Below are 12,790 nucleotides of genomic sequence, written 5' to 3' on the forward strand. Positions count from 1 at the left end.
CGTCCGATCGCCCCCGCATCGACCCCCACCCCGGAGAAGACCACCAGATGAGCTCAGAACTGCAGCAGACCTTCGCCCGAGTCCGAACCGAGGTGGGCAAGGCCGTCGTCGCCCAGGACGGTGCCGTGACGGGCCTGATCGTGACCCTGCTGGCCCAGGGTCACGCCCTGCTCGAAGGCGTCCCCGGCGTGGCCAAGACCCTGCTCGTGCGCGCCCTCAGCCACTCGCTCTCGCTCGACACCGCCCGCGTGCAGTTCACGCCCGACCTGATGCCCGGCGACATCACCGGATCGCTCGTGTACGACGCGAAGTCGGGCGAGTTCGAGTTCCGGGCGGGGCCGGTGTTCACCAACGTCCTGCTCGCGGACGAGATCAACCGCACGCCTCCCAAGACGCAGTCGGCGCTGCTCGAGGCCATGGAGGAGCGCCAGGTCTCGGTCGACGGCGTCAGTCGCGCGTTGCCGACCCCGTTCCTGGTCGCGGCCACCATGAACCCCGTCGAGTACGAGGGCACCTACACGCTGCCCGAGGCCCAGCTCGACCGCTTCCTGATGAAGCTCACGCTCGACCTGCCGCCGCGCGAGGCCGAGGTCGAGGTGCTCGGCCGTCACGCCGCCGGCTTCTCGCCCCGCGACCTGCGAGCCGCGGGCGTGACCCCGGTCCTCGGGCCCGACGACCTCGCCCGCGCCCAAGCGGAGGTGGCCCGGGTCGGTGCCTCCCCCGACGTGCTCGCCTACATGGTCGACCTGGCCCGGGCCACGCGCGAGAGCCCGTCGGTCAAGATCGGCGTGAGCCCCCGAGGGTCGACGGCCCTCCTCGCCGCCTCGAAGGCCTGGGCGTGGCTGACCGGCTTCGACCACGTCACGCCCGACCACGTCCAGGCCATGGCCCTGCCCGTGCTGCGACACCGCCTGCAGCTGCGGCCCGAAGCCGAGCTCGAGGGCGTCGACGCCGACGCCATCGTCCGCTCGGTGCTGCAGCAGGTCCGGGTCCCGCTCTAGCCATGGCGATCACCGGTTGGTTCGTGGTGCTCGTCGCGCTCGGCGTCGTGCCCGTCGTCCTGACGGGCAGCGGGTGGGCGATCGTCGGCTGGCTCGGCGTCGTCGCCGCGCTGACGGTGCTCGACGTGGCCCTCACGGCGTCGCCCCGGTCGCTCACCATCCGGCGCGAACTGCCGGGGGCGATCCGTCTCGGCGAGAGCGCACCCGCCCGGCTGACCGTGGTGAACGACGGCCGACGCACGCTGCGCGGACTCGTGCGCGACGCATGGCAGCCGTCGGCCGGAGCGACCCCGACCCGCCGTCGCCTGTCCCTGCGACCGGGGCGGGCCGCGACGCTCACCGTCACGCTGACCCCGTTCCGCCGGGGCGAACGCCGCGCCGGCGGCGTCACCGTCCGCACGATCGGTCCCCTGAGGCTCGCCGGTCGTCAGGCGACGCACGAGGTGCCGGGCGCGGTCCGCGTGCTCCCGCGGTTCTCGTCGCGCAAGCACCTGCCGTCCCGTCTGGCCCGTCTCCGAGAACTCGACGGGCGCACGAGCGTGATGATCCGCGGCCAGGGCACCGAGTTCGACAGCCTGCGCGAGTACGTGCGAGGGGACGACGTCCGCTCGATCGACTGGCGGGCGACCGCACGCCGCGACGACCTCGTCGTGCGCACCTGGCGGCCCGAGCGCGACCGTCGGGTGGTCGTCGTGGTCGACACGGGGCGGACCTCCGCGGCCCGCATCGACGACGAACCGCGGCTCGACACGGCCTTCGAGTCGGCACTGCTGCTCGGGGCGTTGGCCTCGCGGGCGGGCGACCGGGTCGACGTCGTCCTCTTCGACCGACGTGTCAGGGGTCGGGTGCAGGGCGCGACGGGGCCCGCCCTGCTCTCGTCGATGGTCGAGACCATGGCCCCCGTCGAGCCCGAACTGGTCGAGACCGACTGGGCCGCCGTGCCGGCCCTCGTCCGCTCGGTCACGTCCCGTCGGGCGCTCGTCGTCCTCGCGACCACCGTCGACAGCCCCGGCGCCTCCCGCTCCTTGCTGGCGGCGATCCCCCAACTGACCCGCCAGCACCTCGTGGTCGTCGCGTCGGTCACCGATCCGGCCCTCGACGAGACGGTGGTGCGACGGGGCACCCGCGACGAGGTCTACCGGGCCGCCTCGGCCGAGCGGGCCCGACTCGACCAGGGCCGGGTCGCCGCCGCCCTGCGTCAGGTCGGCGCCGACGTCGTGACCGGAGCGCCGGCCGACCTGCCCCCCGCCCTCGCCGACCGCTACCTCGCGCTCAAGGCGGCCGGCCGCCTCTGACGCAGGCTCGGTGGCCGACGACGCGGGATCAGTCGGCCACGAGTTGTGTGGCCCCGGCCTCGAACTCGTCGAGGTCGCCGGTCTGTCCCGCCCGGTGGGCCCGTCCGCCGAGCAGCCACTGATAGGCCAGGAACCCCAGGAGGGCCACGGTGCCGATGCCGATCTTGATCGGCCAGGGCCAGGCCTGCCGGGTGACGAACCCCTCGATGACGCCCGAGACCAACAACGAGAGCATCAACCCGACCGCGATGGTCACGAGCGCGCGTCCGTCCTGGGCCAACGCCTGCCCCCGGGTGCGGGCACCGGGTGCCACCCAGGACCAGAAGATCATCAGACCGGCGGCCCCGGCGACGAAGATGCTGTAGAGCTCGAGCTGACCGTGCGGAGCGATGTACAGGAAGAACTGGTCCAGCCGCCCCTGGTCGGCCATGAGCCCGGCCGAGATCCCGACGTTCATGGCGTTGCTGAGGATCGCGTAGGGAACCCAGACCCCGGTGATGCCGAACGCCACGCACTGCGCGGCGATGTAGGCGTTGTTCGTCCACACCTGGCCGGTGAACGACGTCGAGGCGCTCTCGGAGTAGTAGTTCACGAAGTCCTGCTCGGCGAACTGCCGGCGGAACTCCTCGCTGCCGAACGAGGCCAGCAGCGCGGGTGTGTTCGCGGCCCAGGTCGCGAACACGGCCGCGACGACCACCGTCACGAGCGTCAACACGAGCGACAGCCACCGCACGCGGTAGAGGGCGGCTGGCAGCTGCACGACGAAGAAGGTCGGCAATTGGCTGAACAGGTTGCGACCCGCGCCCGTGAACCGCAGGCGTGCTCGCGACAGGGTCATGGAGAGCCGGTCGGCCACGACCGAGTCGCCGGTGGCGGTCTTCAGCGCCGACAGTTGCCCGGCCCCCGACTGGTACAGGCGGACGAGCTCGTCTGCCTCGGGCCCGCTCAGTCGCCCGCGCCGGGCGAGGCGCTCGAGCTCGGCCCAGTCGTGGCCGTGGGCGGCGGCGTAGGCGTCGATGTCCATTCTGCTTAGATACTAGGCATGTCCCGCACGAAGGCACGAGGCGCCTCCCCGGTGGTGCTGCGACCCGACCAGGTCGAGGCCTTCACGGCGGGTGGGGACGAACTGGTCACGGGCGAGGCGGTCGCCCTCGACCTCCGACCGACGAGCTTCGTGTTGCGCGCGGCCGGGGTGCTCATCGACTACCTGGCCTACGCCCTGCTGCTCGTCGGTGCGTTGGTGCTCGTCTCGTTGCTGAACGACGGCGGGGTGCTCGACGACGCCCTGTCACAGGCGTTCCTCGTGGCGTCGATCGCGATCTGCTTCATCGTCGTGCCGACGGTGGTCGAGACCGCGAGCCACGGGCGGTCCCTGGGCAGACTCGCCGTGGGCGCGCGCATCGTCCGCACCGACGGAGGGGCGATCGGCCTGCGCCACGCCCTCACCCGAGCGCTGGTGGGGCTGCTCGAGATCGTGTTCACCAGTGGCGGCCTGGCCGTCGTCGTCGCCCTGCTGAACGGCTCGTCGCGGCGTCTCGGCGACCTCATGGCCGGCACGTACAGTCGCAACGAACGCGTGCCCAAGGCCGCTCACGTGGTCTACGGCGTGCCGGCGCACCTGCAGGGGTGGGCCGAGATCGCGGATGTCGGGCGCCTGCCCGACGGCCTGGCCCGTCGCATCGCGTCGTTCCTGCAGCAGGCGCCGCAGCTCTCCCCGGCCAGTCGGCGACGCGTCGCCGACGAGTTGGCGGCCGAGACCACGCCCTACGTCTCGCCCGTGCCGTCCGGCGACCCGGAGTTCCTCCTGGCGGGCGTCTCGGCGCTCCGGCGTCGGCGTGAGTCCGCCGCCCTCGCTCGCGAGTCCGCGTTGCTCGACCGCCTCACCCCGGCGCTGACCGAGACGGTCCGGGGCTTCCCCCGGCGCTGACCCGCGTCGCCGTCGAGCCCGGCCTCCGCGTCAGGACCGGACGAGCCTCGCGATCGCCGCCGAGGCCTCGCGGACCTTGGCGTCCGCGACGTCGCCTCCCTCTCGGGCCGCCTGGGCGACGCAGTGGGCGAGGTGGTCCTCGAGCAACTGGAGCGCCACGGTCTCGAGGGCACGGGTCGCGGCACTGACCTGCGTCAGGACGTCGATGCAGTACATGTCGTCCTCGACCATGCGCTGGATGCCCCGGACCTGGCCCTCGGCGCGGCGGAGGCGCTTGACGATCTGTTCCTTGTCGCCGCTGTAGCCGACGTGCGTCGCCGTCGCGTGCTCACCCTGCTGCGCCACCCGCGCCTCCTCGTGTGTCGTCCGGTCACGCCGTGTCGACCGGTCCCGCCAGGATACCCCCAGGGGGTAACCGCTCCACCCGTTCGGCCGCACCCGGCCGACCGTCAGCCGCGGATGAGCCCGAGCACGTCGTCGCGGACGCGCTCCATGCCGGCGGGCGTCGCCGCCTCGGCGTTGAGGCGCAGCAGCGGCTCGGTGTTCGACGGCCGGACGTTGAACCACCAGAACCCGTCGTCGGACGAACCACTGACCGTGAGGCCGTCGAGCTCGTCGAACTCGCCGACCCCGGTGTAGGCCTCGACGATGCGGGCGTACGCCGCCGGCACGTCGGTGACGGTCGAGTTGATCTCGCCGCTCGCCGCGTAGGGCGTGTACCGGTCGGTCAGGGTCGAGAGGGGCTCGGCCTGCGACCCGAACTCGGCCAGGACGTGCATGGCGGCCAGCATGCCGTTGTCGGCGCTCCAGAAGTCGCGGAAGTAGTAGTGCGCCGAGTGCTCGCCCCCGAAGATGGCCCCGGTCGCCCTCATCTCGTCCTTGATGAGCGAGTGGCCGACGCGGGTGCGCACCGGCGTCGCGCCGGCCGCCTCGATGGCCTCGGGCACCGCGCGGGACGTGATGAGGTTGTGGATCACCGAGATCTCGACGTCGGGCTCGGCGGCCCGGACGCGCGCGATCTCGCGGACGGCGACGATCGCCGCCACGGCCGACGGGGTCACGGCGTCACCCTTCTCGTCGACGACGAAGCAGCGGTCGGCGTCGCCGTCGAACGCGAGGCCCAGGTCGGCCCCGTGCTCGAGGACGGCCTTCTGCAGGTCGACCAGGTTGGCCGGGTCGAGGGGGTTGGCCTCGTGGTTCGGGAAGGTGCCGTCGAGTTCGAAGTACAGCGGGATGATCTCGATCGGCAGCTTCGGCAGCCCGGCGGCCTCGCCCAGCACGGCCGGGACGGTGAGCCCGCCCATGCCGTTGCCGGCGTCGACGACGACCTTGATGGGCCGGATGCCCGCGAGGTCCACGAGACCGCGGAGGTACGCGGCGTAGCCCGGCAACGCGTCGTGCTCCCGCACGGCGCCCGGCTCGGCGACGGCCTCGATGCCGTCGGCCAGGAACGAGGAGGCGCGGTCACGGATCGAGGACAGCCCCGTGTCGAGGCTGATGCCCTGGGCGCCGGCCCTGCTCATCTTGATGCCGTTGTAGGTGGCCGGGTTGTGGCTCGCGGTGAACATGGCCGCCGGGGCGTCGAGCGAGCCGGAGGCGAAGTACGACTCGTCGGTCGAGCACAGGCCGAGGGCGACCACGTTCGCACCCCGGGCCCGGGCCCCGCGGGCGAAGGCCTCGGCGAAGCCCGGCGAGGAGTCCCGCATGTCGTGACCCACGACCAGGTCGTGGCCGGCGCCGTCGATCTCGTCGGCGAAGGCCGCACCGAAGGCCTCGACCACCTCGTCGGTGAGCTGGGTGCCCACCAGTCCCCGGACGTCGTAGGTCTTGACGAAGGCGGTCAGGTCGACGGGGGCGTTCTCAGAGGTCATGACCCAAAACTACCCGGCGCAGGACCTCCCAGCCCTGCGGGACCGACAACGAGCCCGCGTGGCGGGCGCACAGGTCGTAGCCGTGCGGCTCGACGCGGTCGCTCAAGGGCCCGACCACGACCATCGAGTCGGCGTACACGTAGGTCAGCGTGGCGACGGCCTCGTCGTGGCACGTCACCTTGCTGCAGGGTCGACCGTTCATCTGCCCGACAGACTATCGCGAGGGTCCTCGGGGGCCGACCCGCGCCTCCTGGGCGGGCCTACGATGGGTTGATGAGCAGGCCCCGCCGCGCACGCGTCACCGACCGTTCCCGTCGGCGCGACCGCCATGGACGCGGGCTGCGGTCGTCCGCCGCCGGGCCTCACCTGCCCTTCCTGCGGACGAGGGTCGACCTCTTCGACGACATCGTCGCCGCCACCGCCGACTACCTCCGCGAGGCGTGGCCCGACGAGCTCGCCGACACGTCGTTCGAGGTCGCCGGCCTCCCCGCCGAACCGGACCGCACCCGGGTCGAACGGTGGTCCGTCGACCGGGCCGCCGGCCGGGTCGTGCTGTACCGCCTGCCGATCGAACGGCTCGCCCCCTCGCACGACCGGCGGGGGGCCGCCGAGGACGAGTGGAACCACCGGGTGCTCGTCGAGGGCTACGTGTTCCGGGCCGTCGCGGACCTCCTCGGCAAGGACCCGTGGGAGCTCGCTCCCGACCGCTGGCGCGACGGCTGACGCGCGACGGGGTCGTCGGGGTCGTCGGGGTGTGTGCCCCCGACGTCAGGGGTAGACGGTCACCGGGGTGGACGCCGGCAGCGGCGAGGTCACCGGCCAGGCGGCGACGGCTCCGGGGGCCGAGAAGCTGACGCCCGCGCGCAGGTCGTCGGCGTTCCCGAGCCGGACGGCGTCGCCCCGTTGCACGTCGACCCCGACCGTGGACCCACCGGGTACCTCGACGTCCCGCTCGTCGCCGTCGCCCACCGTGACCTCGGCCGTGACGGCGTCCTGGCCCGGGTTGGCGAGCCAGAGGCGTCCGCCCTCACCGTCGGGCACGACCACCTCGGTGTCACCGGAGAGACGGGGCGACGAGGCGGCCCAGCTGAGGTCGACGCCTCCCGCGTCCGCGGCGACCGTGGAGGTCCGGGCGGCCACGGCCACGGCCGTCGACGACCGGACGGTGGCCGTGTAGACGCCGTCCTCGAGCCCGTCGATCGGGACGTCGGTGACGCGCCCGCCTTCGACCCGGGTCTCGAACGAGGTGCCGGTGCCGTCGTCGGTGGCCAACGAGACGCTCAGCTGCGAGGGACCCTGGCCCGGGACGAGGACGCGCAGCACCGACTGGAGGTCGGAGGACGACGGGTCGGCGAGTGCTCCCTCGAGGTTGGCGGAGTCGCGGACGACGATCCCCGTGACGACCGACTCGCGAGACGGCGCGGCCGAGCCGGTCACGATGTCCACCCCACCCGGTTCGAGGGTGCGGACGACGCTCTGCTGGAGCGTGGCGACGATCTGCCCGCCGCGACTCGACACGTGGACGGCCGGCGAGACGAGTCCGGTCGCGAAGCCCGAGAGCGGAACCACCTTCTGGCTGCGGGGCGCGACGACGATCCCGTCGATTCCGGGGCCCTGCACCTCGCCGGTCTCGGAACGGATGTCGAGGTCGACGGTGGCGTTGACGTCGCTGGGGTTGACGAGGCTGATGAGCGACACGCGTCCCGTCTCGGTCGAGCCGCCGATCAGCCAAGTCGAGCTGGTGGGCTCGGTGCAGGGTGCCGAGGCGAAGCCGCGCAGGTCGCCCTCGTCGACCGACTGGCTCTGGGCGGCCGCGACGAGGGGCACGTCGGCGCCCTCGACGGGTGCCGTGACCACGGACGGTCGCGAGTCGCTGCCGTCGGCACCGGCGAGCTCGTCGACGTCGACGTCGCCCTCGCTCGACTCCCGGGCCACGGCCGCTCGACCCACCGAACTCGCGGTCGTGGCCTGCTGCCCCTCGGCGTCCGAGAGCTGCAACAGGGCACCGGTGCAGACCCGCTGCTGGTCGACCGGCACGGGCGTCACGAGCTGCCCCGCCGGCACCGTCTCGAAGGAGGGGAGGCGGACGACCGTGGCACCGCCGACGACCGCGGCGGCGACGGCCAGACCGACGACGCCGACCGCGACGCGTCCCGTCGTGGAGAAGACCGATCGCTTATTCATCTCGCTCCTCGTCGAAGGTCGTGGCGGGCTGCTCGGCCTCGGGCGTCCCGGCCCGGGATCGACGTCGTCGCGGCGACGTCGGGATGGCGAGCAACAGGGCGGAACCGAAGACGAGTCCCCAGCTGATCAGGACGATCGGTCGCAGCGGTCCCGCAGCCGGACGCGCCTCGCGCTCGTCCTGCGCCTCCACGTAACGCCAGAGGAGGCCGTTGGACGTGTCGCCCACCGGCAGGAAGTCGGCGTCGGCGTCGAGCGCCTCGCCCGCGCGCTGGCCGAGCCGGTCGGCGTCGCCGTCGTCGTCGGTGGCCGTCAGCAAGACGAACCCGACGCCCAGCCGACGCAGGTCGTCGGTCGGGTCGAAACCGCTGCGGCTGACGAGGTTGCCGGCCAGGACGGTGAGGTCCTCGTTGACCGAGGTGAGGCGTGGGGCGGTCGAGTCGAGCGTCGACTGGTCGTCGAGCGTCGCTCCTTGACCGTGCTCGAGCGACACGGCGAGCGAGCCGTCCGACTGGGGCGTGAGGACGAGCGTCCCGACGTCGGGTGTCGCCTCGGCCTCGGCGGTGACGTAGGCCGACAGGATGCGCCCCGAGCTCGGACGGACGTCGGCCACGGGGCCGAACGACGCGATCACGGTGGGGGCCGCAGCGGCGACCGCCAGCACGGCGACCAGGGCGCCGGCCGGCGGGGCGACCCGGGGCAGCCGGTCGAGGGTCACGGCCGCGGCGCCGACGAGCCCCAACAGGTAGAGGCTCAGTCCGCTGCCGGCCCAGATCGTGGTCGTGTCGCTGCCGACGCCCGTGACGGACACGTGGGTCGCGGCGACGGCCGTCAGGTAGCCGAGCAGGGCGAGCGAGAGGGCGGGGACCGCGCGGCGCTGCGAGCCGACGAACGGCGAGGCCACGGCGAGCAGCGCCAGCGGGGCGATCGCGACGGCGACCAGGACGGCGAGCGTGGCGGACGAGAAACCCGTCCCGGCGATCAGTGCCGTCCAGCCGTTGAGGCCCGTCTCGGGGGACGTGAGCAGCAGCTGCAGCGGTGAGGCCGGGTCCGACCTCGTGGGGACTCCGGGGTCGGCGAACACGGCCCACCACGTGCCCCGCTGCAGCTGGGCGACGACGAGGGGCGCGAAGAGGGCCAGCGCGGGCAGCGGCACCGCCACGAGGCGATGGGTGCCGCGGGGGCGGCTGACGATCGACCCGAGCCAACCGACGAGGAGGGCCGGCACGAGCGAGGGAGCGGCCGCCGCGACGACGGCGAACAGCAAGGAGGCGGTGGCCCCGGCCGTCCACGACCTCGCGGCCCCGATCATGGCCCAGACGAGGAACGGCAGCGCCACGTGCGCGAGGACGGCACCGAGGTGACCGGACTGCAGACCCGAGAGCAGCGGGGACGAGAGGGCGTAGAGCGCCGCGGCGACGGCCGGCACCCAGGTGCGGCGGGTCACGCGGCGGGTGGCGAACCACGCGCCCAGCGCGGAGAGCGGCAGGGCCACGAGGTAGACCCCGAGGACCGCGGTCGACGGCGACCAGGGCGTCAGGCTGCCGAGGACTGCGACGAGCGCGGCGAACGGGTCCGAGGGGCCGAGGAACCCGGTGCCGATCTCGCGCCAGCCGTAGCCCACCGACGACCAGAGCTGACCCACCGAGGTGCTGAGCGGCAGGAGTCCCCCACCCGTGACGGCCGGGTTGCCGAGCAGCGGCAGGAACGCCACCACACCGACGACGGCGGTGACCAGCACGACCCAGAGGCCGCCCGAGTGGACGAAGCTCGCCCGGGGGTCGGGTGCGTCCTCGACGCCGGCGACCTGTGCGTCACGTTCGGTGACCCGTCGTTCTCGGAGCATCGCGCGGGACGCGCGCAAGGGCTCCACCGAGCTCCAGCCGACGCTCTTGGTCCGGGCGAGGGCCCGACGAGCCGATCGCACGTGCGAGCCGCCGAAGGCAGCCCGGAACGCGGTGGCGAACTCGCCCACCACGGCTCCCGGGTTCTTGGTGAGCAGGTGCCAGACGCTGCGCACGACCGCCAGCGGCACCAGGCTGAGCCAGTGCAGCGGCAACAGGGCGGCCGCCGAGTAGACGAGGCGCCGGTGCAGTTGGGCGGCACGGTGCAGGCGCGCCCGGCGGGCGTGCCCGACGGGCCCGTGGCCGAACTCCTCCGGCGGCCCGGCACTGTCGACCTTCGCGTCGGGGACGAGGACCACCCGGTGACCGGCGAGGCGGGCACGGATCGAGAAGTCGAGTGCGGCGTCGACGTGCGGCAGCGCGGGGTCGAAGCCGCCCAGGGCGGTCCAGACCGTGCGACGGACGAGCATGCCCCCCGCCGCGACGCCGAGCACGTCGTCCGTGACGTCGTGCTGGCCTTGGTCGAGTTCGTTCTCGACGCGGGCGAGCGAGGCGCCGTACCGGGTGACGGTCTCGCCGAACTCGGCGATGACACCGGGCTGGCCCCACCGCATCAGCTTGGGGCCCGCGACCGCGACGGAGGGCGACACCTCGACGGTCGTCATGAGGCGCTCGAGCGCCTCGGGCGCGGGTGCGTTGTCGTGCCCGAGCAGCCAGACCCACTCGTCGGGATCTCCGTCGCCCGGGTCCGAGAGTCGCACGCCGTGCGCGGCGGCGGCACCGAACGTCTTCGCGTCGGGAAGCGAGGCCAACTGGGCGGCGCCGCTCAGCGACAGCCGACCCGCGGCCGAGTCCTTGCCGCCCGTGTCGACCACCACCAATGCCTCGGGGGGCCGCGTCTGACGCGACAGTCCGTCGAGGGTTCGGTCGAGGTAGGTCGCTCCACCAGGGGCGACGAGGATCGCTGTGACTCTCGGCTGCATGACTCGTGCAGCCTAGGTCGCACCGGCGCGGGCACCGGCTCGGCGCGCCGACGCGACGGGCGAGACGTGACGACCCGCGCCTCCTGGTCCCCGCGACCTCGGGCCATCACGACGGAACGGCACCGACCCGGGGGGGTCGATGCCGTCGGAAGCCGAGGAGGCGCGGGTCAGGCCCGCTTGCGGAGCTTGCGACGCTCGCGCTCGGACAGCCCGCCCCAGATGCCGAAGCGCTCGTCGTTCTGCAGGGCGTACTCGAGGCACTGGGCCCGGACGTCGCAGGAGGCGCAGATCTTCTTGGCGTCGCGCGTGGAGCCGCCCTTCTCGGGGAAGAACGCCTCGGGATCGGTCTGGGCGCAGAGCGAGTCCGCCTGCCAGGCCAGCTGGTTCTCGTCGTCGGCGACGATGGTGCGCGACGACGATCCGATGCCGGGGACGCCCAACTGGATCGGGTCGACGTGCCAGTCGTCCGGGACGCCGGCGCGGTTCTCGTGGATGCCCACAGCGCATCTCCCCTCGTGTCGATCGCCCGTGAATGTACGCGACAAGGTAATTACACCGGTGTCATTACCCATCCGTCAAGTCGAGGGCCAATAAACCCTCCACCCCCCGATCAGGGGCAAGGGAACCCCGGCGTGTCGGGGGACGTTTCGACGGGAACGGGTGATGTCGGGTACGTGGCGGACGGTCAACCGCGAGGCGCGGCCTGCCAGGCGCTGGTGACCATCTCGAGCAGCGTGTGCCGCATCTCCCAGTCGAGGTCGCGCGCCGCCAGGCTGCCGTCGGCGACGATCCGGTCGGGGTCGCCGGGACGACGCGGGGCGATCTCGGGCGTGAAGTCGATGCCGGTGCCCTCGCGCATCGCGGTCATGATCTCGGCGACCGAGACGCCGCCGCCCGAACCGAGGTTGTAGGCCGGCTCGACCGGCTCGCCCGCGTCCAGTCGGCGGGCCGCCGCGACGTGCGAGACCGCCAGGTCGGCGACGTGGACGTAGTCGCGGACGCACGTCCCGTCGGGTGTGTCGTAGTCGTCGCCGTTGATGCGTGGGACGCGGCCCTCGGCGAGCGCGGCGAAGACGAGCGGGAAGAGGTTGTGCGGGCTGGCGTCCCAGAGGTCGGGCCGACCCGAACCCACGACGTTGAAGTAGCGCAGGCTGGTGTGGCGCAGGCCCTCGGCCACCCCCTGGTCGCGCAGCAGCCACTCGCCGATCAGCTTGCTCTCGCCGTAGGGCGACGCGGGTGCCTTGGGCGTGTCCTCGGTGACGAGTTCGGTCGGCGGCGTGCCGTAGACGGCCGCGCTGGACGAGAACACGATCCGGTCGACGCCCCGGCTCGACATGGCCTCGAGGAGGCGGGCGGTCCCCGTGACGTTCTGGTCGTAGGTGTGCAACGGCCGCTGGACCGAGACCCCGGCGTACTTGTAGCCCGCGACGTGGACGACGCCGGTCACGCCGTGCCGGTCGATGGTCTGCTCGATCAGCTCGCGGTCGAGGAGGGAACCCCGGACGAACGGGACGTCGGCGGGCACGAAAGCCTCGAGGCCGGACGAGAGGTCGTCCAGGACGACCGCGTCGATGCCCGCCCCCGTGAGCTCGCGGACGACGTGAGAACCGATGTACCCGGCACCGCCGGTGACCAACCATGACATGGGGCCAACCTATCGGGTGCCCGACGGGTCACGGGTGCCACCA

General features: G+C 73.0%; 12 protein-coding genes. 4 read left to right on the plus strand and 8 right to left on the minus strand.

Annotated features, from left to right (window positions below):
• The first annotated feature begins 47 nt into the window (after positions 1 to 47).
• Complete coding sequence (locus ARTHRO9V_RS02610; RefSeq protein WP_056046296.1) at positions 48 to 1,001, plus strand: MoxR family ATPase; 954 nt, start codon at positions 48 to 50, stop codon at positions 999 to 1,001.
• Positions 1,002 to 1,003: 2 nt separating this feature from the next.
• On the plus strand, positions 1,004 to 2,296 hold the full coding sequence (locus ARTHRO9V_RS02615; protein ID WP_056046297.1) for a DUF58 domain-containing protein: 1,293 nt from the start codon (positions 1,004 to 1,006) through the stop codon (positions 2,294 to 2,296).
• A 28-nt stretch (positions 2,297 to 2,324) separates the two neighbouring features.
• Here the strand turns inward: ARTHRO9V_RS02615 and ARTHRO9V_RS02620 are convergent, their stop codons facing one another.
• Positions 2,325 to 3,320, minus strand: a complete 996-nt coding sequence (locus ARTHRO9V_RS02620) for a stage II sporulation protein M (protein WP_056046300.1) — start codon at positions 3,318 to 3,320, stop codon at positions 2,325 to 2,327.
• An 18-nt stretch (positions 3,321 to 3,338) separates the two neighbouring features.
• On the opposite strand from ARTHRO9V_RS02620, the gene ARTHRO9V_RS02625 reads away from it, so the two are divergent.
• Positions 3,339 to 4,223 (plus strand): RDD family protein, encoded by an 885-nt coding sequence (locus ARTHRO9V_RS02625; protein WP_082460291.1) that lies wholly within the window; start codon positions 3,339 to 3,341, stop codon positions 4,221 to 4,223.
• Positions 4,224 to 4,253: 30 nt separating this feature from the next.
• Here ARTHRO9V_RS02625 and ARTHRO9V_RS02630 read toward each other — a convergent pair whose 3' ends face one another.
• From ARTHRO9V_RS02630 to ARTHRO9V_RS02640, 3 genes are all read right to left on the minus strand, one after another.
• Positions 4,254 to 4,505, minus strand: coding sequence for a metal-sensitive transcriptional regulator (locus ARTHRO9V_RS02630; RefSeq protein ID WP_236556883.1), 252 nt, complete (start codon positions 4,503 to 4,505; stop codon positions 4,254 to 4,256).
• A gap of 167 nt (positions 4,506 to 4,672) precedes the next feature.
• The gene (locus ARTHRO9V_RS02635; RefSeq protein ID WP_159825350.1) at positions 4,673 to 6,094 is read right to left on the minus strand and encodes a phosphomannomutase/phosphoglucomutase; all 1,422 of its coding nucleotides are present in this window, start codon (positions 6,092 to 6,094) and stop codon (positions 4,673 to 4,675) included.
• On the minus strand, positions 6,084 to 6,296 hold the full coding sequence (locus ARTHRO9V_RS02640) for a DUF3499 family protein (RefSeq protein ID WP_056046306.1): 213 nt from the start codon (positions 6,294 to 6,296) through the stop codon (positions 6,084 to 6,086). Before ARTHRO9V_RS02640 ends, ARTHRO9V_RS02635 begins: the two co-directional genes overlap by 11 nt.
• A 71-nt stretch (positions 6,297 to 6,367) precedes the next feature.
• Between ARTHRO9V_RS02640 and ARTHRO9V_RS02645 the strand changes: the two genes are divergently transcribed.
• The gene (locus ARTHRO9V_RS02645; protein WP_056046308.1) at positions 6,368 to 6,817 is read left to right on the plus strand and encodes a metallopeptidase family protein; all 450 of its coding nucleotides are present in this window, start codon (positions 6,368 to 6,370) and stop codon (positions 6,815 to 6,817) included.
• 45 nt (positions 6,818 to 6,862) lie between these two features.
• Here the strand turns inward: ARTHRO9V_RS02645 and ARTHRO9V_RS02650 are convergent, their stop codons facing one another.
• The 4 genes from ARTHRO9V_RS02650 to galE form a co-directional block, all read right to left on the minus strand.
• On the minus strand, positions 6,863 to 8,278 hold the full coding sequence (locus ARTHRO9V_RS02650; RefSeq protein ID WP_159825352.1) for a DUF5719 family protein: 1,416 nt from the start codon (positions 8,276 to 8,278) through the stop codon (positions 6,863 to 6,865).
• Positions 8,271 to 11,102: a glycosyltransferase family 2 protein gene (locus tag ARTHRO9V_RS02655; protein ID WP_159825354.1), complete on the minus strand. Its 2,832-nt coding sequence runs from the start codon at positions 11,100 to 11,102 to the stop codon at positions 8,271 to 8,273. Before ARTHRO9V_RS02655 ends, ARTHRO9V_RS02650 begins: the two co-directional genes overlap by 8 nt.
• 167 nt (positions 11,103 to 11,269) lie before the next feature.
• Complete coding sequence (locus ARTHRO9V_RS02660) at positions 11,270 to 11,602, minus strand: WhiB family transcriptional regulator (protein ID WP_173151170.1); 333 nt, start codon at positions 11,600 to 11,602, stop codon at positions 11,270 to 11,272.
• Positions 11,603 to 11,787: 185 nt separating this feature from the next.
• Positions 11,788 to 12,747 (minus strand): UDP-glucose 4-epimerase GalE, encoded by a 960-nt coding sequence (galE, locus tag ARTHRO9V_RS02665; RefSeq protein WP_056046313.1) that lies wholly within the window; start codon positions 12,745 to 12,747, stop codon positions 11,788 to 11,790.
• Positions 12,748 to 12,790: the final 43 nt, after the last annotated feature.

Origin of the sequence: Frigoribacterium sp. 9N (assembly GCF_902506305.1) — a bacterium.
Taxonomy (GTDB): Bacteria; Actinomycetota; Actinomycetes; order Actinomycetales; family Microbacteriaceae; genus Frigoribacterium.